This window comes from Microcoleus sp. Pol12B5, assembly GCF_036701335.1.
Taxonomy (GTDB): domain Bacteria; phylum Cyanobacteriota; class Cyanobacteriia; order Cyanobacteriales; family Microcoleaceae; genus Microcoleus.
The window spans coordinates 1-21,078 of the sequence record NZ_JAUBQQ010000018.1 but is presented as its reverse complement, the minus strand read 5'-3'; the positions used below and the strand labels follow the sequence as shown (position 1 = coordinate 21,078).

At 45.3% G+C, this 21,078-nt stretch carries 18 protein-coding genes; 11 read left to right on the top strand and 7 right to left on the bottom strand.

What is annotated here, in order from left to right; translation table 11 throughout:
* The first annotated feature begins 490 nt into the window (after positions 1–490).
* The gene (locus tag QUA24_RS11430) at positions 491–2,731 is read left to right on the top strand and encodes a beta-propeller domain-containing protein (protein ID WP_333229789.1); all 2,241 of its coding nucleotides are present in this window, start codon (positions 491–493) and stop codon (positions 2,729–2,731) included.
* Between the two features lie 85 nt (positions 2,732–2,816).
* Here QUA24_RS11430 and QUA24_RS11425 read toward each other — a convergent pair whose 3' ends face one another.
* The 3 genes from QUA24_RS11425 to QUA24_RS11415 all read right to left on the bottom strand — a co-directional run bounded on the left by QUA24_RS11425 (position 2,817) and on the right by QUA24_RS11415 (position 6,144).
* Positions 2,817–3,056 (bottom strand): hypothetical protein, encoded by a 240-nt coding sequence (locus QUA24_RS11425; RefSeq protein WP_333229685.1) that lies wholly within the window; start codon positions 3,054–3,056, stop codon positions 2,817–2,819.
* Positions 3,057–3,121: 65 nt separating this feature from the next.
* Positions 3,122–4,531 carry a heterodisulfide reductase-related iron-sulfur binding cluster gene (locus tag QUA24_RS11420; RefSeq protein ID WP_333229683.1) on the bottom strand — a complete coding sequence of 470 codons (1,410 nt, stop codon included), beginning with the start codon at positions 4,529–4,531 and terminating at the stop codon, positions 3,122–3,124.
* A gap of 296 nt (positions 4,532–4,827) precedes the next feature.
* Positions 4,828–6,144 (bottom strand): FAD-binding oxidoreductase, encoded by a 1,317-nt coding sequence (locus tag QUA24_RS11415; protein WP_333229680.1) that lies wholly within the window; start codon positions 6,142–6,144, stop codon positions 4,828–4,830.
* Positions 6,145–6,241: 97 nt separating this feature from the next.
* On the opposite strand from QUA24_RS11415, the gene QUA24_RS11410 reads away from it, so the two are divergent.
* The 3 genes from QUA24_RS11410 (at position 6,242) to QUA24_RS11400 (ending at position 9,675) form a co-directional block, all read left to right on the top strand.
* Positions 6,242–7,705 carry an ATPase domain-containing protein gene (locus QUA24_RS11410; RefSeq protein WP_333229678.1) on the top strand — a complete coding sequence of 488 codons (1,464 nt, stop codon included), beginning with the start codon at positions 6,242–6,244 and terminating at the stop codon, positions 7,703–7,705.
* Between the two features lie 441 nt (positions 7,706–8,146).
* Positions 8,147–8,518 (top strand): response regulator, encoded by a 372-nt coding sequence (locus QUA24_RS11405; RefSeq protein ID WP_333107926.1) that lies wholly within the window; start codon positions 8,147–8,149, stop codon positions 8,516–8,518.
* On the top strand, positions 8,515–9,675 hold the full coding sequence (locus QUA24_RS11400; protein ID WP_333229677.1) for an ATP-binding protein: 1,161 nt from the start codon (positions 8,515–8,517) through the stop codon (positions 9,673–9,675). Before QUA24_RS11405 ends, QUA24_RS11400 begins: the two co-directional genes overlap by 4 nt.
* Before the next feature lie 159 nt (positions 9,676–9,834).
* Here QUA24_RS11400 and QUA24_RS11395 read toward each other — a convergent pair whose 3' ends face one another.
* The 3 genes from QUA24_RS11395 to QUA24_RS11385 all read right to left on the bottom strand — a co-directional run bounded on the left by QUA24_RS11395 (position 9,835) and on the right by QUA24_RS11385 (position 12,871).
* Complete coding sequence (locus tag QUA24_RS11395) at positions 9,835–9,963, bottom strand: hypothetical protein (protein ID WP_333159767.1); 129 nt, start codon at positions 9,961–9,963, stop codon at positions 9,835–9,837.
* Between the two features lie 153 nt (positions 9,964–10,116).
* A complete protein-coding gene (locus QUA24_RS11390) occupies positions 10,117–11,646 on the bottom strand; it encodes an MFS transporter (protein WP_333159764.1) in 1,530 nt (509 codons plus the stop codon).
* 373 nt (positions 11,647–12,019) lie between these two features.
* Complete coding sequence (locus QUA24_RS11385) at positions 12,020–12,871, bottom strand: DALR anticodon-binding domain-containing protein (protein WP_333229674.1); 852 nt, start codon at positions 12,869–12,871, stop codon at positions 12,020–12,022.
* A 356-nt stretch (positions 12,872–13,227) separates the two neighbouring features.
* On the opposite strand from QUA24_RS11385, the gene QUA24_RS11380 reads away from it, so the two are divergent.
* The 5 genes from QUA24_RS11380 to QUA24_RS11360 all read left to right on the top strand — a co-directional run bounded on the left by QUA24_RS11380 (position 13,228) and on the right by QUA24_RS11360 (position 17,874).
* Complete coding sequence (locus QUA24_RS11380; protein ID WP_445242606.1) at positions 13,228–14,067, top strand: Crp/Fnr family transcriptional regulator; 840 nt, start codon at positions 13,228–13,230, stop codon at positions 14,065–14,067.
* A gap of 124 nt (positions 14,068–14,191) precedes the next feature.
* Positions 14,192–14,860 carry an HAD-IB family phosphatase gene (locus QUA24_RS11375; protein WP_333229787.1) on the top strand — a complete coding sequence of 223 codons (669 nt, stop codon included), beginning with the start codon at positions 14,192–14,194 and terminating at the stop codon, positions 14,858–14,860.
* A gap of 248 nt (positions 14,861–15,108) precedes the next feature.
* Entirely contained in the window at positions 15,109–15,729 is a 621-nt protein-coding gene (gene mtnB, locus QUA24_RS11370) for a methylthioribulose 1-phosphate dehydratase (RefSeq protein WP_333229672.1), read from the top strand.
* A gap of 93 nt (positions 15,730–15,822) precedes the next feature.
* Positions 15,823–16,857, top strand: coding sequence for a patatin-like phospholipase family protein (locus QUA24_RS11365; protein ID WP_333229670.1), 1,035 nt, complete (start codon positions 15,823–15,825; stop codon positions 16,855–16,857).
* A 207-nt stretch (positions 16,858–17,064) separates the two neighbouring features.
* Positions 17,065–17,874, top strand: a complete 810-nt coding sequence (locus QUA24_RS11360; RefSeq protein ID WP_333229668.1) for an MlaE family lipid ABC transporter permease subunit — start codon at positions 17,065–17,067, stop codon at positions 17,872–17,874.
* A gap of 439 nt (positions 17,875–18,313) precedes the next feature.
* Here QUA24_RS11360 and QUA24_RS11355 read toward each other — a convergent pair whose 3' ends face one another.
* Complete coding sequence (locus tag QUA24_RS11355; protein ID WP_333229665.1) at positions 18,314–19,822, bottom strand: SGNH/GDSL hydrolase family protein; 1,509 nt, start codon at positions 19,820–19,822, stop codon at positions 18,314–18,316.
* Positions 19,823–20,029: 207 nt separating this feature from the next.
* On the opposite strand from QUA24_RS11355, the gene QUA24_RS11350 reads away from it, so the two are divergent.
* Both QUA24_RS11350 and QUA24_RS11345 read left to right on the top strand, forming a co-directional pair.
* Positions 20,030–20,374: a hypothetical protein gene (locus QUA24_RS11350; protein ID WP_015174589.1), complete on the top strand. Its 345-nt coding sequence runs from the start codon at positions 20,030–20,032 to the stop codon at positions 20,372–20,374.
* A 172-nt stretch (positions 20,375–20,546) separates the two neighbouring features.
* Positions 20,547–20,795, top strand: coding sequence for a hypothetical protein (locus QUA24_RS11345; protein WP_333213079.1), 249 nt, complete (start codon positions 20,547–20,549; stop codon positions 20,793–20,795).
* Positions 20,796–21,078 lie beyond the last annotated feature (283 nt).

Below are 21,078 nucleotides of genomic sequence, written 5' to 3'. Positions count from 1 at the left end.
ATTTTTTAGCTTTGACCGAAAGCATCCAGGATACAAGCCCCCGGATTCATCCGTCCAGAAATAAAAAACTTGTCTCCGAGAAACTTGCCCCCCGAATTTATCCGTGGGGCCAACTCTAAAATCTAAAATCTAAAATCTAAAATCTAAAATCTAAAATCGATTGACAGTGCTGATCGATCAACCATCATCGCCCAAACACCAGCTATGTTAAGAAAAGCAACGATATATGTGAGCTTTTGTCAATTGATCGGTAAATTGGGCGTTGCTGAGTTTAATTATATTAGCGACGATTTATTGTAATCGCACTGCTTGAAAATTCTCCAAGCAGACTCCGACTAAAAAACAAGCAATTCATCGAACCATCACCAAACCGAGGACAGCAAGCCCGTAGCACATAGCATTCAAATATGTCATGCTAAGTCAAGAGAAAAGATTCTCGATCGGCTTTTCGGTAGGGTACAGCTAGCGATCGCATACATTTAAAAAACACATCCGTAAATTTATGACCGAGTTTAAACAAGGGCTGGATAAAATGGAGCCCGCAGAACAGGCGCACTACCTGGAAATCCTGCCAAGTCAGCTAGCAGCGAATTCAGACTGCGAAAAATTATACAGCTTACTAACAGATTACAACTTTATTAAAGCCAAGCTGTCAGCATCGGGAGTACAGGCGCTAATAGAAGATTACGATTTAGCAACAAGTCCCGATATTATCTCAGACAAAAAAGCCGACCAACTCAAATTAATCCAAGAAGCAATTAGGCTGTCTGCCCACATTCTAGCCATAGATAAAAGCCAACTAGCCACCCAACTAATAGCCCGCTTGATGTGCTTTGAAAGTCCAGAAATTCAAGCAATGCTAGCACAGGCACAACACCAAACAACCCCCTGGCTGCGACCGATAACGCCCAGCTTTACCCCTCCTGGCGGGAGATTGTTGCGTACCCTCACCGGACATACAGACTGGGTACAAGCTGTAGCAATCACCGCCGACGGCAAGCGGGCAATTTCTGCCTCCTCTGACCACAATCTCAAAATTTGGCACTTAGAAATAGGAGAAGAACTTGCCACCCTCAAAGGTCATCTTACCTACGTCAATGCTGTAGCTGTCACCCCCGACGGCACTAAAGTAATTTCCGGTTCTTGGGACAATACAATTAAAATTTGGGATTTAGAAACAGGGACAGAAATATTTACCTTTGCAGGCGATACTTTTGCCGTAGAAGCAGTAGCAGTAACTCCCGACGGCAAGCGAGTAATTTCAGGTTCTTGGGATGGCAGTATTAAAGTTTGGGATTTGACAAGCAGAGAAGTAATTTTTAACTTCAAAGGTCACAGCAGTTTTGTCCAGTCCGTAGCCGTAACTCCTGATAGCAAACGGTTGATTTCCGGGTCGGGAGACAACAGCATGAAAGTCTGGAACCTAGAAACTGGAAAAGAAGTTTTTACTCTCACGGGTCATGAAGACTGGGTAAAAAGTGTAGCAGTTACTCCCGACGGCGAACTCATAATTTCCGGCAGTTACGACGGAACTGTTCAAGTCTGGAGTTTGTCAGAAAGAAAGCAACTTTTCACTTTAGGAAAACACAGCAGTTTCGTTCAAGCTGTGGTAGTCAGTCCCGACGGCAAACGGGTCATTTCGGCTTCCGGCGACAAAACGCTGAAAGTTTGGAATCTCGAAACAAAAGAAGAACTTTTCACTTTTACCAATCACATCGCCCCAGTGAATGCTGTGGCTGTTACCCCCGACGGCAAGCGGATAGTTTCTGGTTCCTCTGACAAAACTCTCAAAGTTTGGCACTTAGAAAGAGGCAAAGAAAATTTATCCTTTGCAGGTCACGATGACTGGGTAAATGCTGTAGCAGTGACGGCGGACGGTACGAAAGCGATTTCCGGTTCAGGAGACAACAGCATTAAAGTCTGGAATCTCAAAAACGGACAGGAAATTTTTACTATTTCTGGACACCAAGATTGGGTAAAAGCGATCGCAATAACACCGGATAGCAAGCGAATAGTTTCGGGCTCCGGCGACAAAACTGTGAAAGTTTGGAATCTAGAAACCGGAAAAGAAATCTTTACTTTCACTGGTCATACAGACTGGGTAAATTCTGTGGCAGTGACTGCGGACGGAACGATGGCGATTTCCGGTTCGGGAGACAAAACTATTAAAGTTTGGAGTTTAGAAACAGGAGAGGAACTTTTTACTTTTTCAGGTCATGAGGACGGGATAAAAGCTGTGGCAGTTACCCCCGACAGCAAGCGGGTTATTTCGGCTTCCGGCGACCAAACTCTGAAAATTTGGAGTTTGGGAAAAGAAAAGAATATTTTGGCAAATTTATGGAATTTAGCCGTCAAAAATCTACTTTTCACTCTCAAAGGTCATGAGAGTTTTGTGAATGCTGTGGCAGTTACGGCGGATGGCAAATGGGCGATTTCTGGCGGGCGGGAACACAATTTGAAAGTTTGGGATTTGTCAAGTAGAAAAGAAGTTTTTACTTTGGTAGGTCATGCTGATGCGGTAACATCTGTGGCGACTATGGGAACAAAGGCAATTTCTGTTTCGGACGATAATACTCTCAAAGTTTGGGATTTGTTAAGTCGAGAAGTAATTGCTAGTTTCAGGGGAGATAGTGCTTTGAAAGCTTGCGCTATTGCACCTGATGGGGTGACAATCGTAGTGGCGGAAGCTTCGGGACAGGTGCATTTTTTGAGGTTAGAAGAGGGGAAATAGTCATCAGTCATTAGTCATTAGTTATTATGCCGATCGCACTTTTGCTAAAATTTAAAAGTGCGATCGGTCTTTTCCCCAATCTAGTTTACAATTGTTCCGGGTCAATTCCCATTGATCGCAGTCTTTCTGCCAGTACAGCAGCCCGCTGTTCGGCTTGTTCTGCACGATGTTCGGCTTGTTCTGCACGCTGTTCGGCTTGTTGCAAGTTGCGAGAAACCTCCTCATAACTTACAAACGGTAGACCGTCAGGGCGATAAATTTGTAACTCTTCACCCGACGCTCCTCTGTGGAACAGGCGCCCCGCCTGTGAATTCTTGCAATTCATTAAAAAAAATCTCATTCACAAAAGAGCGCATAGAAAATAGGGCGGACACCGCCCGCCCTAGAAAACTACTTCCTCAGCAACTTCACCCCGCGAATCGAATAATCCAAAAGCTCAATAGGGTGCATTAAAGTAACTTCCTTTCCCTGCAACTCCAAATGCTTCTTAATTTGCAAAGAACAACCCGGATTAGAAGAAGCAATCAACTCCGCCCCAGTATTCAGCAAATTCTCCACCTTTTGCACTCCTAATTCATCAGCAATCTCCGGCTGAAGCATATTGTAAACTCCCGCACTCCCGCAGCACAAAGCCGCATCCACAGGCTCTTTTAACTTCACCCCAGGGATTTGTTGCAGCAACTGACGCGGCTGCAAACTAATCTTTTGCCCGTGCAACAAATGACAAGCATCCTGATAAACAATTGTCAAATCTCCGTCAATCAAAGGATTGAGTTTCGCCGTAATTCCCGCACTTGCCAAAAACTCTTGCACGTCCTTAACATTAGCAGCAAATTTCTCAGCTTTCTCCCGATATTCCGGGTCATCTGCTAAAATATGACCGTATTCTTTCAAAGTATGGCCGCAGCCAGCAGCGTTGATAATCACAAAATCAACACCCGTATTTTCAAAGCTATCAATCATTTGTCTCGCCAAAGCTTTCGCCTGTTCCGCTTGGCCTTGGTGTTCCGGCAAAGCAGCACAGCATCCCTGACTTTTAGGAACCACAACCTCGCAACCGTTAGCCGTCAAAACACGCACAGTAGCTTCATTAACTGGCGAAAATAACAGCCGCTGGACACAGCCTAAAATCACGCCGACTCGATAGCGTTTCTCCCCTTCTGCCGGAATTACCTCTGGTAAATTATCCCGGAAAGAATCGACAGTAACTTTCGGCAAAATTGATTCCATCGCAGCCAAGCGGGGAAATACTTTTTTCAGCAAACCTGTTTTGCGGACAAGTTTTGGCAGTCCTAATTTTTGATAAATAAACAGCGGTGCAAGCAAAGGTCGCAATCTGTGAGGATAAGGAAAAAGATTAAAAATCAGAGTGCGAATTACATTGTCCGAAAAAGTGCGTTCCTGATTTCTAGTAACTTGGTGGCGAGTTGCGGAAATTAATTTATCGTATTGAACTCCAGACGGGCAAGTTGTAACGCAGGCCAAACAGCCCAAACAAGTATCGAAATGCTGTGAGGTTGCTTCGTTTAATGGTGCGTCGCCTTCGTTAATTGCATCCATTAAATAAATGCGGCCTCTAGGCGAATCCATTTCTTTGCCAAGTACGCGATAACTCGGACAAGTTGACAAACAAAAGCCGCAGTGTACGCAAGTATCGATTAATTTCGGATCGGGCGGATTGCTGGCGTCGAAACCTGGGATTCCGAGGGTTTCTAAGTGGGGATTTTGTGCTAGAAAATTGCTTTCTTTAGCAGGTTTTAACTCGTCGCTGGGAAGTTGAGATTTTTCTGAAGTTTGCATATATAGCAGAAAGAAGTTCGGCAACGGATGTAACGGATGTAACGGATGTCAGGAAGAAGGAAGAAGGAAGAAGAAAAAAAATTAGTTATCTAGGAAAGAAGTCAGAAGCAATCTACCGCATGGATAAAGTGCAATTAAGAACGTCCTCAACTTCCTAACAAAAACTTCTCTTTTTTTCTCTTGCTTTGCGGTCTAGCGCTAACGCGCCTTCGCGATTCGTTAAAAAACAAATCTGGTTCACAAATAATTCAGACTAGGAATTCAAAAAAACCCAACTCCTGACTACAAACTTTAAACTAAATACCGCTTATAAAACGATGGGGACTCAAAAGATTTTCCGGGTCAAACTGCTGTTTAATCCGGCGCATTAAATTGATCGCACTTCCAGTATAGCCCCAAACATCTAACTGTTGCTTGATGTCGGTCGGCGCTGCTAAAACAGTCAGAAAACCGCCTTTCGCTTCGCACCCTCTGCGTACCTGCAACAACCTGTCCGCCGTCGCATTCTCAAACCGCAAAACCCCCAAACCGCTGCCTGCATGAATCCAAGCGTCCTGTACCGGCAATTCGTTAATGGCCGTTACAGCTTCCGACGGTCTGATTCCTATTTTGCAAATAATTGCCGACTTTGTGCCAGAATCCCACATTGTTTCTGGCAATCTTTGCCATAACTGATGCTCATCATTTTCGCAGCGGCTAGTGCCTTGCAAACCCAACTTTTCGCCAACTTCCAGCAAGCGGGCTGATTGTTGTTTAACACTTTCTGCGATACTTTGAAATCTGACGATTAATCCCGTGCTCTTTCCTAAGCCTAATTTTGCGACTAATTCAGGTGACAGCAAATCAACGGCTGTCGGTGTCAAAGCAGAGGATAATAAGATTTGAGCCGTTTGGGACAAAGCTTTAGTTTCCCCTGTCAGCACTACGGTTCCCGATGATTCAGGCAGCGGATAAACTCGGAAAGTTACTTGACTGATGATGCCCAATGTGCCGTAAGCACCAGTAAACAGTTTCATCAAGTCGTAACCGGCGACATTTTTAACAACTCGACCTCCGGCTACCGCAATTTTACCGTCCGATCGCACAAAGGTAATTCCCAACAGCAAATCTCTCACCCCCCGATAGCGATGCCGCAAGGAACCCGCATCAGCCGTAGCAACAATGCCGCCCAAAGTTGCCTCTTGCGGATATGCTGGATCGATCGGCAGAAATTGACCTGCTGCAGCTAAAATTTGCTGCAAATCCGCAAACTTCATCCCGGCTTCTGCCGTCACAGTTAAATCGCCCACAGCGTGTTCTACAAGCCGGTTCAGACGCGCCGTGCTCACGGCAATTTTGACTCCCTTAACTAAACCACCCCAATCAAGTTTGCTGCCACTGCCACAAGGCAAGACTGCACAGCGATTTTGTCCAGCCCAAGCAATGACAGCCGCCAGTTCTTCCTGAGTATTCGGGTAAACAGTACAATCTATTTTCGTGTCGGGGGCAAGTGCTTTTTCTACCCGTTCTTGCCAAAATAGCTCTGTATCTTGCCAGCGACAGATGCCAGCAGCCCCGACAATACTTTCTAATTCTTGTATGCTTACGTAATTTTCGGTAGAAAAAGATTTCATGAAGGTTATCAGACGCCCGGTAAAAAAAATTATCAAAACACTGCCTAAAACCATTAAATATTAATACGGGGCCGATATTCAAAACATGAAAAAACAAATGTCTCAAAACCGAATTTCTCTGGGAATTACCGGTCTCAACGAAGTGATTGGCGGCGGCCTAATTCCTCAACGCTCTTATTTGGTGCGCGGCGGCCCGGGTACTGGCAAGACTACACTGGGCTTTCACTTTTTGGCAGCAGGTGTGGCTCTGGGAGAAACGCCCCTGTTTATTACTTTAGGAGAACCGGAAGCGCAATTGCGCGCCAATGCCGAAACTCTAGGTTTTGATATTGAAGCGATGGCGTTCCTCGATTTGAGCCCATCCTCAGAATTTTTTACAGAAGTTCAGACTTATGACATTTTCTCGCCCTCCGAGGTTGAGCGAGAACCGACTACACAAAAGATTATCGAGCGAGTCCAAGCTGTCAAGCCACAACGGGTGTTTTTGGACGCAATCACTCAATTTCGCTACTTAGCTGCGGATGAGTTTCAGTTTCGCAAGCAAGTTCTGTCTTTTCTGCGGTTTTTGGTGGAAGGGGGGGCGACGGTGGTGTTTACCTCCGAAGGCACATCAAGTGCTCCCGACGACGATTTGCAATTCATCAGCGACGGAGTAATTTATTTAGAACTGCGCCCTGAAGGACGCGCCCTGACTGTCACCAAGCTGCGAGGCTCCAACTTCCGCAGCGGCCGCCATTCGCTGCGCCTGACTCAGGCTGGTATGGAGGTATTTCCGCGACTGCTGCCGGACAACTTTCAACAGGATTTTGTTGCTGAAGCGATTTCTGCTGGGGTTCCAGAAATCGACGAACTACTGCACGGGGGACTAGAACGGGGGACTGTGACGGTGATTAGCGGGCCTAGCGGCGTGGGTAAAACGACGGTGGGGATTCAGTTTATGAAGGAAGCCGCAGGAAGGGGGGAGCGATCGGTAGTTTATATTTTTGAGGAGTCAAGTTCTACTCTCCAGCAGCGCTGCGAATCAGTTAACATCCCCGTTGGGGCGATGATGGGGCAAGGAAGTCTTTCCGTCATACCCGTGGAACCTTTGCTCTATTCGCCGGATCAGTTTGCCTGTATGGTTCGCCAGGAGGTGGAGCAGGAAAAGACGCGGATTGTGATGATTGACAGTATTTCTGGCTATCAGCTTTCGATGCAGGGGCAAGATTTGGTGAACAACTTGCACGCTTTGTGCAAGTATCTGAAAAATATGGGAGTCACCGTTATCTTGATTAATGAGGTAGAAGTCATTAGCGGAGATTTTCGGCTGACCGAGATCGGGATTAGCTATTTGGCGGATAATCTTCTGTTTATACGCTATCTGGAACGCCAACTGCATAATAGGACAGAAATCCGCAAGGCGATCGGAGTAATTAAAAAACGAGTCAGCAATTTCGAGAGAACTCTGCGAGAACTCGAGATTACTCGCTACGGCATCAAAGTCAGCAAACCGATACGGGGGCTGCGCGGCATTTTGAGTTCGGCGCCGGTGTGGATTGAGGGGGGAGCGGATGAAGATTGAATCGGGGTTTGTCCTGCTGTTTCTGGGCAAGTGCAGCTAATTTTGCAGTCGTGAATCTACTAATGAGTAGGGGGCGCACCGCGCACCTCACCACTAGCTGTAGGGGGCGCACCGCGCACCTTACCACTAGCCTAAGTCCTAGAAAACTTAAATATATTGGTAAATTTGTGTATTTTTCGACTTTTATCGTAGTGTAGTTTTCAATTCTATGAAATACAGTAGGGACACAGGGTACGCGGCCGTGTCCTGTGTCAGATCATCTGTACTTCACTTAAGTGAAAACCGATGTAATCCCTCGCCGAAAAGTAAGCTAATACCAGATAAAAAAAGAAGCCAACTTTAGGCCACCTCCCAACCCATATATAATCAGTCACTCGCCATTGTAAAATCTAAAATCTAAAATCTAAAATGGTATAACCCGTATTCACAGGAAGCTGATAAATGACTGGCAACTCAATAATTTTAGCCGTAGACCGCAATCAGCGAAACTTGGAACTATTAGCACAATTTCTCAATAAAGAAGGATACCAGATGATCGCGGCTTATAACTTTGAAGATGTTGCACAAGCTATCAGTCAGCCTGCTAGGATCGGGATGGCTTTAGTAGATATTTCTGGTTTCGATCGCCGGATTTGGGAGTGCTGCGAACAACTGCGAAATCACCAAATCCCTTTTCTGATACTCTCGCCCAAACAAAGCGCTGCCATTCAGCACGAAAGCCTCTGCCACGGGGCTCGGAATATGTTGGTAAAACCTTTGATCGTTAGAGATTTGCTGGGAATTGTTCACAGCTTGCTAGGAGAATCTGCGTGAGTCAAATTTTATTGCTTGTCGAACAGAAAGAAAATCGCCGCCTGTTATTAGAATGGCTAGCTGTTTACTATGAGGTATTGCTGCCAAACTCAACAGAAAATAGTGAGGAGTTTTTACCATTTAATCAATCTTTTGACCTGGCGATAATTGACGGTATTTCGCTGAAACGCCACTGGCAATGGGTTGCCGCCCAAAAACAGGCAGAACACCCGGTATGCTTGCCTTTTCTTTTGATTACATCCCGCTCGGATGTAGGGATGGCAACGCAATTTATTTGGCAAAGTATTGACGATTTGATTATCGCTCCGATCGAGAAGATAGAGTTGCAAGCGCGGGTGGAGATTTTGCTGCGATCGCGCCAGTTGTCTTTAACTCTCAAATTGTCTCACGACCAACTCGATCGCACTCTGCAAACAGCCCAAGAGCTCAATGAGATGAAAACATCTTTGCTGTACATGATTGCCCATGATGTTCGCAATCCTTTGAATTTCATCATCGGCACTACACAACTTCTTACCAAGTACAAGTTGACATTAACAGATGAGAAAAAACAAGAACTTCTAGACAAAACTCAAGCAGCGGCAAAAGGCATAGATTTGTTATTAGATGATGTTTTGCTGCTGGGGCGTGTTGAGTCAGGACAAGCCGGGTTTTGCTTGCTACCGCTAGACTTAGCAAAGTTTTGTAATGAGTTGGTAGGGGAATTTCATAGCAGCCTGAAGTTGAAACCAGAAAATGATCGGGTAACGCTGATTTTTGTCAATCCCTATCAATCCGCTATGGCGTGTTTGGAGGTAAGCTTGCTCCGGCGAATTCTAGGCAATTTGCTGTCCAATGCTATTAAGTATTCTCCCCCAAATACCGAAGTTATTTTTGAATTAAAACTTACTAAAAATGAGGCTATTTTTTCGGTACAGGATTCAGGAATTGGCATACCTGTAGCAGACCAAGGACGGTTGTTTAATTCATTTTACCGGGCTAAAAATGTCGGTCGAATTCCCGGTACTGGACTGGGGCTGAGCATTGTTAAAAAATGCGTGGACTTGCACGGTGGCGAAATTACTTTGACCAGTGAAGAAGGCGTCGGCAGTACATTTATAGTAACGCTGCCGATCGCCAAACCTGAAAAAAATCAAATCTCGCCTACAACGCCTTAAACTAGATGCAGGCATTATATTGGGATATTCATCGATGGATTTGACGCCCCGGTGAGACTCTACCTGGTAGTGTGACCCTGAGATGTATCCTCAAAAAGCTGAATAAAACTCTCGCTATTTTACAACGCCAGAATGTGAAGAATCATTAACAGTCGCTGGTCAACTGATGAAATTTAGCATCGTCGTTCCAGAAGCTATCAACCAGCCGGAGAATTGGCGATCGTTCCTCAAAGCTCGATCGGCATCGTAAAAAATGTTGAACGCACCCAAAAAATAATTAGATACCATTCAAAACTTATCCGAGTAGCCAGACTTTATATTTCTGAAAAAACGCGAGCCAACAACCGTCACATCTGAGATTATCTGAGTGAGTATTTTAACACTTTAAAAATGGTTAATGAACTCTTTTAGGAATTATTTTCGGACTCTTGTGCCGTACAATCAATCAAGAGTTGAAGAGCGATCGCATGAGCTTTCAGGTGGACAGTCCAACTGTTCAACTATTAATGGTTGAAACCTGATGTCTCCAGGTTCAATCGCCACTCTTCTCCACCAAGCTGGCAACAAGAGCAGCCAAAACTTACCTAAAGACACAGAACGGTGCTCGTGAACAAAAACCAACGTCAGGAGAGCCACGAGTCGTAAAACGGCTGAGAGCGCAAACACCCCTGGCAAGCCACCGAGATTGGTCAAAGTGGCGAGAAAGCCACCTACGGTGATTCCCATTGCCCCAGTGACACCAGGAACCGCGGCCGCGATCGCAAAGTATATCGACTGATTCAACAGCGGTGCCACCGACATCATCAGATTACCACTGCACAGGTCGATCGCCGCCCACGTCCCACCGCCGATTATGTGCAACAGCGGGAACCAGACCCATAGGAAAATTGGAGCCGTTCCACCTTCTAGCCAGAGTAGAGGGGTCAGAGCCACCAAAACTCCCACTACTAGCATAATCGGGCGATTCCCAACCCGGTCAGCCAGCTTCCCCCAAAAAACCAGCATCAGCAAGTTAGCACCAGCACCTAAACTGCTATAGAGCGTTACCACGCTGACATCTATATTTAGGTCATCCAGCAAGTAAAGATTAAAGAAGGGCGCGCTGACGTTAACGGCAAAGCTCCATAGACCAGAGTAAAGCAAAAACTTTAAAAAATTGGCTTCCTTGAGAAAGCTAAAAATTGTCCCTGTGGATGATTTTTCGCCTGTATCTAAATGGACGTGTACAAGCTTTGGGTTCACATCGGTCATAAAGAACTGACAACCTAGACTGATGAGGCCAAGTACAATTCCTAAAACCAAGATGGCACTGTAACCTTGGAGCTTCCCACCGGGCCAGTTCGATACCACTAGAGCCAGCAACGGCACACCAATGAGATTCGTCAAGCTGACAGCACTATTGCGAAAGCCAAAATACCGCCCGCGCAACTGCTGAGGTACTAACGCCGCCAACCAGCTCAAGAAGGAAGCCCGACCTAAAGATTCTAAGACTTGAGTTACCCAGATGATTGCCAATGTCAACTGCACAAGCTGATGTCGGGCCAGATGAAATGAGCCTCCCCACCACAGGGCTGGCACGAGAATCAGCCACAGCAGTCGCGACATTCCGAAAATGTAGAACGAATACCAGTGGCGGCTTTGTGTTCGGTCTGCTATATAAGCTCCGAACGGTTGGAGCAAATTTACCAATTGAGGAATGGAGGAGAGCATACCAATTTCGACTGGACCAGCCCCCAAATCGAGCAAGAAATTACTGAGCAACGCGCCGCCGATGATGCTGTAAAAAAGCGTAGCAAATACACCGTCCAAAGTTAGGGCTCTGAGGCTTGACCGAGTTTCCGGTTTGGAAAGTTTTAGAGGTCGATTGGTCAGAAGTACCGTCTCTGGTAAGGCTATATCCTCTTGGATTTCTTCCTGAAGAGGGAGAGGATTCGTTCCTACTAAGCTGTATTCTTCTTGTTTTTCGAGCATACTAGATAGCCAATAGATAAGCTGCGTAGCAGCTTAATTGTATAATATAAGATTAAGTATTTTAAGGAGCACAGCCATAGAGGTCAGGTAAAAATCCTCAGTCTAAAAACCCCAAAGAAAGATTAGTTCAAGAAATCAAATAAAATAAGACGACCCAACTTAGATAAAAGAAATTAACTTTATTAAGCAGTGAGGCAAAATTGTCAAGAAATAGCTAATTTTTTAGAAATTTTCTATGCGACATTAGCTTACTGTATGGTTCATCGCGATCCAGATAAAATAGAAAAATTTTCCGATGGAAGAAGTCAAGGGAACTTGCGAAAAGCCACCTCTGAGTAAGGAAAAATGTTGCTAAAAATAATAAGGATTAAATCTAAAGTTCTAAAGGAGCAAGGGTGCTCAATAACTCTTCTAGGATAAATCGCAGCAAAGATTGAGTTGCTAATATTAAACCTAATCGAGATTGGGCGAGTTTGGGCTGTTCTATTTTAACTTCTCCCCAAATTCGGCACTGGCTGTAAAAAATCTGAAATGCTTCGCTCAAACTATTGGCTAATTTGAAATAATTGACAGGTTGTTCGCGTTTATTTACCTCAAAAATAGGATATAAATAGTCAAGCACTATTAAGAGTTGCGAAATTAAATTGCATTCGGCTGGATGCACTAACCGCAGTCGATCGCCCTCGTCAGTCCAAGGGATAGGATTTGGACTCGCCAGGAACCAAATTTGCGGCGCTGTAGCGACATCGGGCTGCGCGATCGAAATGATGCGATCGCGGTGGGCCATTCGCAGCAGGGAACAGCAGCGCGCGTGGCTGTACTGAATGGGAAACAGTCGATCGGCTGACACAACAGGAGATAATATTGGAGATTCTGGAAGGGGGAGGTGCGTTTGAGCTAAACGCTGCAACCAGACGGCTAAACCTGCATCAGTCAACTCCAACTCAATAATTCCCGCCGGCGCTACTTTAACGGCGAAATCTGGGTAGCACAGCGGTTCGAGAGTTTCGGCCAACTCGGCCGCGATTGTCTGCGGTGTCTGCTGCCAAGTTTTAGCCAATTTCAGGGCGATCGCAGACACGTACAGCACCCGCGCGCTATCTTTACTCCGATTTAACGGAATTTCCCCTAGTGTCCCCTGCTGGCTGATCGCCCTTTGGAACCTGGAAAGCAAGAAACACTTCACTGTAACTTCCGGGCACTGCGAGATATTTGCTGTATCCATATCGGCTGATCCTACGGTAACAGCGACGGTTGACTGTTACCGCTTGCACTGTTCTTGTACGTTAAACTGCTGATGTCAGAGATAGTTGATCGGCTTCCCCAGGCGGGGCTACATCGAATTAATCAGCTTTCTAGCGATTTTTGGGCTAAATATACAATAATTTACGACAAATTTTTTGCTGAAATCTACCATTTTGATGTATTTTTTGCTACATTAAATTTTTCGGTAAAACTAAGAAAAGTCAGCACAGTTAAGAAGCGTGCAAGCTCGATCGGGGGTTGGTTGTCTCACTTTGTATCGCACTGCTGGCAGAAGCTGTTTTTCTCACTGATAAAATATATCCCAGAGCCTCACTTATGCAATCAACTTCCACACCTCTAGAGACTATCGATCGACCGTTTATCACTTGGCAGCGAATTATCGACTGGGCCCAGGAACACTACCGCTGCCGGACTTTTAGCAAAGACGAGCGGATTCCCGCAAGACCCGGACTGCTGTATTTAGTCCAGAAGGGTTCTGTGAGGCTCGTAGGCAGCGCTCAAGTGAGCGCTGCGGCGACGAAGTCGAAATCCGTTGACAAAACTACAGAAGAAGCTTTTTTGGGCTTCGTCGGCGCAGGCCAGCCCTTTGAACTGGTTGCTCAGTCTCCGTTTACTCTCCAAGCTTACGCCCACGCCGATCAAACTCACGTAGTGTGGATGTACTGGCATGACTTGGATAATTGGCCTCACTTCCGCAGGGAAATTTTGGATGCGTTTCGCTACCAACACCAGCGGAAACTTCTCTGGCTGAGCACTTTGGGACAGCGGCGGACGATCGACCGACTGTTGGGATTTCTCACTTTGTTGATCGAGGAGTTCGGCGAACCTTACGTAGGTGACGACGAACCGGATGTGGTTCGGGGCTACCGGCTGCCTTGGGCCTTGACTCACGCTCAAATTGGCAGTGCAATTGGCTCGACGCGGGTGACGGTGACGCGACTGATGGGTAAGTTGCGATCGAAAGGTTTGATTAATACTGAGGATGATAATTTAATCTGTTTGCCGGCTAAGTCTAACCCCCAAAAGACAAAAAACCAAAAGCAGGACGTAGAAGATTCCCTGGAAGATTCCCTGGAAGATTCCCTGGAAGATGAAGATTCCCTGGAAGATGAAGATTCCCTGGAAGATGAAGATTCTCTAGAAGAATCTGCATAAAATCCTGCGGGAAATTGCCAACAAACAGCGCGTCACTATTAGTTTTGGGCAGTCGCGCTCGATCGCTCGACAGTGTACGATGAATTGTGTAAACTTTTCCCGTTCTCCAAAGGTGCGACTGACAATGACCGATGACAAGCAAAAATCTTCAATCCCGAATAATCAGCAACGGGTGGTATTCTGCGACTTTGACGGCACGATAACTGTTGAAGAAACTTTTGTGGCAATGCTCAAGCATTTCGCACCGGAACTGTCGTCTCAACTGATGCCTGAAATATACGCTAGAAGGCTGAGTTTGCGATCGGGAGTGCGGCAGTTACTAGAGTCTATTCCCTCGGAACGTTACGGGGAAATTGTGGAATTTTCTAGGGGAAGGCTGATGCGGCCGGGATTGTTGGAATTGCTGGATTTTTTGGACGAGAAAAAGGTAGATTTTGCGATCGTTTCCGGCGGTCTTCGGGTCATGGTAGAGACGGTAATGGGCGATTTGGTACACCGGGCGAGGGTTATTTACGCTGTGGATGTGGACGCTAGTGGCCCTCGTTTGCAAGTCAATTCTGAGTTTGAAGGAGATGAGGAACTGGTGTCTAAGGTGCGGGTGATGGGCCAGCACCCGGCCGAGGAACAGGTGGCAATCGGAGATTCGCTGACGGATTTTAATATGGCTTTGCAGGCTTCGTCGGTGTTTGCGCGCGATCGGCTTGCCGAGTATCTAGACGAACAACAAAAGCCTTATACTAAATGGGATAATTTTTTTGACATTTTGGAAAATTTGTCCCAAAAATGGAATTGAAACTATCGCCTTTCTCAGGTAATATAAATTCCGTTTGCATCGGTATTGTATGATGTTAAATTTTGTAGGGGAGGGTTCACCAACAATAATTGCCCATAATAAACAATATAATAAACCCGCCCCCGTGCAGATAAGTCCGATACTACCGAATTTGATATAAGGTGTGTACGGATTACCCTACGTTTAGATAGGCCAGCACAATTCCTATTAACGCAAAAAGTAGATTAAAAACTGAGGATTTGTAAAGAATGAGTGGCGATTTAAGATCAGATTTAATTGCAGCAGCCAAACATTTTTACGATCGCGGTTGGATGGTTGGGACTGCTGGTAATCTTTCAGCCCGCTTACCAGATGGCAGCTTTTGGATTACTGCTAGTGGCCGCGCGAAAGGGCAGTTAACTGAACAAGATTTTATCAGAATGAACTCAGACGGCGCAATTGTCGAGCAACCTGTTGCCCACAGCCGCCCTTCTGCCGAAACCAGCATTCATTTAGCCGTTTACAATTGTTTTCCAGACGCTAAAGCTTGCTATCACGTCCACTCCATTGAGGCAAATTTAGTTTCTCGGCTAACAGCAGGAGATGCAGTGCCTTTGCCTGCGATCGAAATGCTGAAAGGTTTGGGGGTGTGGGAGGAAAACCCGCAAGTGTCGATACCCCTCTTTACAAATTATTTGGAAGTCCCTAAGATAGCCAAGGAAATTTGCGAATTCTTTGCCATTTGTGCGCCCTCTGTACCCGCTTTGTTAATTCGCGATCACGGCATCACAGTCTGGGCAGACTCGCCAGCCGCTGCCTACAATTACGTAGAAATTGTAGAATACATTTTTCGCTATACGATCGCAGCCCGCCAATTAAATTTAGATTGAAGATTTGAGAGTAGAGATTGAGCGGTGCATGAATTCCGAGGCTTAGGGATTTGAAATTAGGAAACGAGCAAACGTCCAGAATAGACAACAGTTATGGCTAAATATACCCGGATTTTATCCATAGATGGAGGCGGAATTAGAGGAATTATTCCCGCGCAAATTTTAGTTAGCGTTGAGTCAAAGCTGCAACAAAAAAGTGGCAACCCAGATGCGAGAATAGCTGACTATTTTGATTTAATCGCCGGCACGAGTGCGGGAGGAATTTTAACTTGCATCTATTTGTGTCCAGATGCCGAAAATCCCAGCAGACCTCGCTGGGCGGCCCAAGACGCTGTTAATCTTTCGATTAAGAGTGGCCGTGACGTTTTTCAGACTTCATTTTGGCAAAAAGTCAGATCTCTAGATGGTTTGATAGATGAGAAATATGCGAGTGATCGCTTAGAAAAATTATTTTTGGAAAACTTTAGAGATTGCAAACTCAGCCAACTGCTAAAACCTTGTTTGATTTCCAGTTACGACATCGAAAGAAGAAAAGCTCACTTTTTCGATCAAATAGATGCTCAACAATATCCAGCCGAAGACTATTTTCTCAGAGATATCGCCAGAGCCACATCTGCCGCTCCCTCATATTTTGAAGTTCCAAAAATTTACTCTTTGACTAACGAACGCTACGCTTTAATTGACGGGGGAGTATTCGCCAACAATCCGGCACTTTGTGCCTATGCTGAAGTTAGAAATAAATTTAGTATTCCTGACGATAGCCTCAACAAAAGCCCGACAGCAAAAGATATGGTAATTTTATCGCTGGGGACAGGAGAAGCTCAGAAAAAATTTCCCTATGAAGAAGTAAAAAATTGGGGTCAAGTTGAGTGGGTTGAGCCTTTAATTAATATCATGATGACGGGAGTTGCGGAAACTGTAAATTATCAACTCATCCAGATTTATGATGCGGTTGAAAGACCGAATCAATATTTGAGAATTACTCCCGATTTGAGCCATGAACAACCGCTGCCGATTGATGATGCCTCGGAAGAGAAAATATCAGACCTACTGAGAATTGGCAAAGAGCAAACCGAAAAGAATAATGAACAGTTGGATAAGTTTATCGAGTTGTTGCTTGCCCAGTAGTCAGTCATATTCTAGGGTGGGTTGGCCGCGGCGATTAAGTTAAGTCACCAATAAATAAATCTTAAACCGCCCCCAACCCACCAACTGCACGGCAGGCAGACTGAAAATATATGTTGACAAATCGTGCAATAATTGCTGTAGGATTGCCGAAAATCAGTAGGTGGCAGTGCTTCGCCCTGTTTGCAATTAATCGCGAGCCCTGAGTCATTGGTTAAAAAAGACCAAGAACACGATCGACATTTAGATGAAACCTTCAATAACAGGTGGTTTCAGCGGTTTTTTGTGACCTTGTTCCTGGGCGGCCAAGTGCTGCTACGCATAGTCCAAGGCAAAATTGACCGTCGCAAAATCATGGAACATTTAGTAACGGTAGGCCTGGATTCTTTGCGATCCGTGCTGCTAATAGCCTTTTTTGGGGGCATGATTTTTACCTTTCAATCCGCCCGAGAATTGGTTCGCTTTGGCGCTGTTGAGGCGGTGGGAGGTCCTTTTGCTGTGGCATTTTGTGGGGAATTAGCACCGCTTTTAACGGGGGGCGTGGTGGCGGGACAAGTAGGTTCGGCCTTTGCGGCGGAGATAGGAGAAATGCAGGTGACGGAACAAATAGACGCCCTGTATATGTTAAGAACAAATCCGGTTGATTATTTAGTAGTGCCGAGGGTGATAGCTTGCTGCATCATGCTGCCGATTTTAACAATTTTTGCGGTAGCGGTGGGGATTTTGGGCGGGCTATTTGTAGCGGTTAATTTTTATAATTTGGAACCGTCGGTATTTTTGGAATCGGTGCGGACTTTTTTGGCGCCTTGGGATTTAGTAACTGTGGCGATTAAAAGTTTTATTTTTGGGTTGATAATTGCCCTTGTCGGTTGCGGTTGGGGATTGACGACGGTGGGCGGAGGGAAAGGAGTAGGCCAAGCTGCCACGGCGGCGGTGGTAACTTCTTGGGTGTTGATTTTTATGGCGGATTTATGTTTATCGCTGTTGATGTCTCAGGAGCTGGGGATTCCTAGAAATTGATAATCTTGGCGATTATAGCAGGAGTCAATCGATTTTAGATTTTAGATTTTAGATTTTAGATTAAAGAATTGAACCATTGACCCCAGGGATAAACTCGGGGGCTTTTTTATTGGATACACGTCAATACGGTTCACATAAGAATAATCGGATTTCCTTTCACAAGTCGGGAACTCTCATAAATGCGTGAAATGAAATTCGTCTGAAAGCGCTAACCCAAGCGTATTGGGATACAGGTTTTTTATTTCTGGGTCCTGAGTCTGCTTTCGGAATGAATCCGGGGGCTTGTATCCTGGATGCTTTCGCTCAAGATGCTTAAATATTAATGATTTGAACAATCATCAACGCCCTACGCCGCCAAGGCCATTGCTATAAAATCAACATGAAGATTTTTTAAACCGCAGATTAACGCAAATAAACGCGGATGCAATTTTATCAGCGTTCATCCGTGTTCATCCGCTGATATCTGCGGTTTAAAACTCTCAACTTCCGATGGGAGATTGGAGAAAGGAGGGCGATACACTCGAATTGCCTGAATAGGCACTTTCCCATCTGTTTCGGTAACGATTTCGAGGGTATGTTTGGAGTTGCTCAAATTCTGAGCCAATGTTGTATAATACTCGCGGCTTGAATCTGTAATTTGTGGAGGAACGTATGAATCAACAAACATTGGTCGTACCTGCCAGGAAATTTCAAAGCCTTTAGGCGTCGGTTTTTTAGACTCTTCATAAGAATTTTTCAGCCACCAGTTTCTCGGCTCAATCACGACGCGGCCAGAGTTTGAGACAAACATTTCGTCGTTTGTACCGCTGCCGTCGTAACCTGTTTTAGAACCTACAACGTCAAATTTAAACTTGCTAGCGTCGCTGTTAATCTCAGTAATTATGGCTTTCCAATCTTCGACAATTAGCGGTTTTTGGCTGGATACTTGGATGATTGCCGGCCAAGAGACGCCAAGGCTAAGGCTAGGTCTGGTGATGGTGTAAAGTTCAGAAAATTCTGAGGGTTTTTTGCCGTCGATCGCAATTCTAGCAGAAATTGCCTTGCCGTTGAATGTTTTATCGGCGATCGCATCTATTCTATTTCCTTCAAATTCTAAAACCAACTTGCCATCTTGCCACTTAACATCGCTACCAACTGTGTAGGTTTTTACTAAATCCTGCGGCGGTTGGGCAGCATTCGGATTGTATCGCAGGTGCGGTTTTATCAGAGCAGCTAGGAGAAAATTTCCCCAATCGTTGAGGTGAACGCTGTCGCTCAATAGCTGTTGTGGCTGCAAGCGATTGTCTTTCAAATACCTGCGCCAAGGTTCGCGAATTTCGGCGATTTCACAGCCATATTTATCGGCCAACTCCGGCAGCCATTTAGTAGAATGAGTGTTGTGCCATTCGTATCTGCTGACTGAATTTGGATCGTCGCTGTTGCCTGTCGGCATCCAGTCGATGTGGTCTGAATGCAAGAGTATTTCGCTAGCAGTGCGGCTGCGGACATTGGCAATTATGGCTTCGTAATCTTCACCGCCTCCGTAGACGTGAAAAATTAGCAAGTCTGGATAAAAAGGATACAAATCGTGTTCGCTGGGACGGATTAAAATGGGGGCGGCAAATCCTCCGATTGCCCGATTTTCCACAATCAAATCTGCATTGGGAAATCGCTGTTTCAAATCCTTCACTACATCTTGCCACCAATCTTGCTGAGTGATGGATTGACCGTAGAATAGGATACGCACTTGGCGGCGGTCTGTTGGAGTGCTAGCAGCAAGTAGCCCCATCGTCCTTGGAATCCTCGCTCCAAAAGTAGCACTATTTTCAATAGGAGCGGGTGGGGGGAATGGCGTATCGGCAGCTATTTTTTTGATGAGCGGAACTAACAGAAAGCTCAGACACAAAAAAAGCAGCCACAAGTAGCGATAAATCTTGGATTTTCTGCTATTTCCTTGGTGTTTTGCCATTGTTCTATTTTTTCCTGTCCGTTTCACTTCGCTCAAGGCGACTGTGGGATGAATGCTACGCCTCTAATCAGTAGCTGTAGCGTGCTTATGGGCGCACCTCACCAGTAGCTGTAGTGTAGGCTGTATGGAAATATCTTACCAAATTGAGCGCGACAAAAAGTGATATAATGCCAGCTAATTAATTGCAGGAGATCGATCGCACGTCAAATGGATTACAAAACAGCCCGCAGTTTTCTGATCGACCAAGGAACCGCCCTGGAAACCAAGAAAAATCCCGACGCCTTCCTGATGCGTCTCAAACAAGGTCAACCGCCCGTACCCGGACAGGTGACATCGATTTTATTAGCTTTAAAAATATTGTTTGAAGGGCTGCAAGAATCTCCAATGCTCGATCGACAATTAATCTCGGCACTGCATTTACTATCAGTAGAAGGTTTGCAGCAATTTGAAGCTGGACTCCGCAGAGGGGTTTCTTGGCCACCCCTGCTGAAGGAAGACTTAAATCGAATTGCGATCGCAGTCAAGAATATATTTTCCGGCGTCTGGCAATAATTAGCTCAGCAACGACCGATCCCAATACCCACCGCCAGCAAACTCAATTTTTTTTCTACATTTTTTTTCTACATTTTTTTGTAAAAATTTATGTTAATCTTGCTACATTTACCCTCGAATTGTGGCATTTTAATATAAGAACCAGTTCTCATAAACACTTGGAGAGACTATCATGAACGCCGAAGAAAAAGCTAGACAACTAATTGCACGAGAAAGGCAGCATAGCGAACACTTGCACGACTCTATGCTCAACCGTTCCTCCCACGAGCTAGAAACACATGGGGAGGGAATTGCTGAAGAAAAAGCCAGAGAATTAATGGCTCAAGAAAGGCAGCACAACGAACACCTGCACGACTCTATGTTAAGCCGTTCTTCCCAAGAGGTAGAGGCATCGATCGCACCCGATGACACTGACAAATAAATTTTGTAAACACAAGACTTACGGACACATACCAATAAACCTGGTTTTTATACCATTTTTCATAGCATAACAAAGGGCTGTAAAAATGTTTGTGTATAAACAACCAGGTTTCTGAGTCTTGCAATAGTTCAGCACAGCAAAACTCTACTCAAATCGAGGAGGATTTTAGGTGCAATCAAAACAGCCCTTGCTCGGTTTGCAGCCGCTAAGTAGTTAGACAGAATTAATTACACAAATACATAGTAGAATGATATTCCAGGCAAAATTATGAGTTAATTAGAAT

Excerpts from the sequence above, each read along its gene's own strand:
- QUA24_RS11425 (WP_333229685.1), bottom strand. The coding sequence starts at position 3,056 with ATGAATTGCAAGAATTCACAGGCGGGGCGCCTGTTCCACAGAGGAGCG.
- QUA24_RS11420 (WP_333229683.1), bottom strand. The coding sequence starts at position 4,531 with ATGCAAACTTCAGAAAAATCTCAACTTCCCAGCGACGAGTTAAAACCT.
- QUA24_RS11415 (WP_333229680.1), bottom strand. The coding sequence starts at position 6,144 with ATGAAATCTTTTTCTACCGAAAATTACGTAAGCATACAAGAATTAGAA.
- QUA24_RS11410 (WP_333229678.1), top strand. The coding sequence starts at position 6,242 with ATGTCTCAAAACCGAATTTCTCTGGGAATTACCGGTCTCAACGAAGTG.
- QUA24_RS11405 (WP_333107926.1), top strand. The coding sequence starts at position 8,147 with ATGACTGGCAACTCAATAATTTTAGCCGTAGACCGCAATCAGCGAAAC.
- QUA24_RS11395 (WP_333159767.1), bottom strand. The coding sequence starts at position 9,963 with ATGGTATCTAATTATTTTTTGGGTGCGTTCAACATTTTTTACGATGCC.
- QUA24_RS11390 (WP_333159764.1), bottom strand. The coding sequence starts at position 11,646 with ATGCTCGAAAAACAAGAAGAATACAGCTTAGTAGGAACGAATCCTCTC.
- QUA24_RS11385 (WP_333229674.1), bottom strand. The coding sequence starts at position 12,871 with ATGGATACAGCAAATATCTCGCAGTGCCCGGAAGTTACAGTGAAGTGT.
- QUA24_RS11380 (WP_445242606.1), top strand. The coding sequence starts at position 13,228 with ATGCAATCAACTTCCACACCTCTAGAGACTATCGATCGACCGTTTATC.
- QUA24_RS11375 (WP_333229787.1), top strand. The coding sequence starts at position 14,192 with ATGACCGATGACAAGCAAAAATCTTCAATCCCGAATAATCAGCAACGG.
- mtnB (WP_333229672.1), top strand. The coding sequence starts at position 15,109 with ATGAGTGGCGATTTAAGATCAGATTTAATTGCAGCAGCCAAACATTTT.
- QUA24_RS11365 (WP_333229670.1), top strand. The coding sequence starts at position 15,823 with ATGGCTAAATATACCCGGATTTTATCCATAGATGGAGGCGGAATTAGA.
- QUA24_RS11355 (WP_333229665.1), bottom strand. The coding sequence starts at position 19,822 with ATGGCAAAACACCAAGGAAATAGCAGAAAATCCAAGATTTATCGCTAC.
- QUA24_RS11350 (WP_015174589.1), top strand. The coding sequence starts at position 20,030 with ATGGATTACAAAACAGCCCGCAGTTTTCTGATCGACCAAGGAACCGCC.
- QUA24_RS11345 (WP_333213079.1), top strand. The coding sequence starts at position 20,547 with ATGAACGCCGAAGAAAAAGCTAGACAACTAATTGCACGAGAAAGGCAG.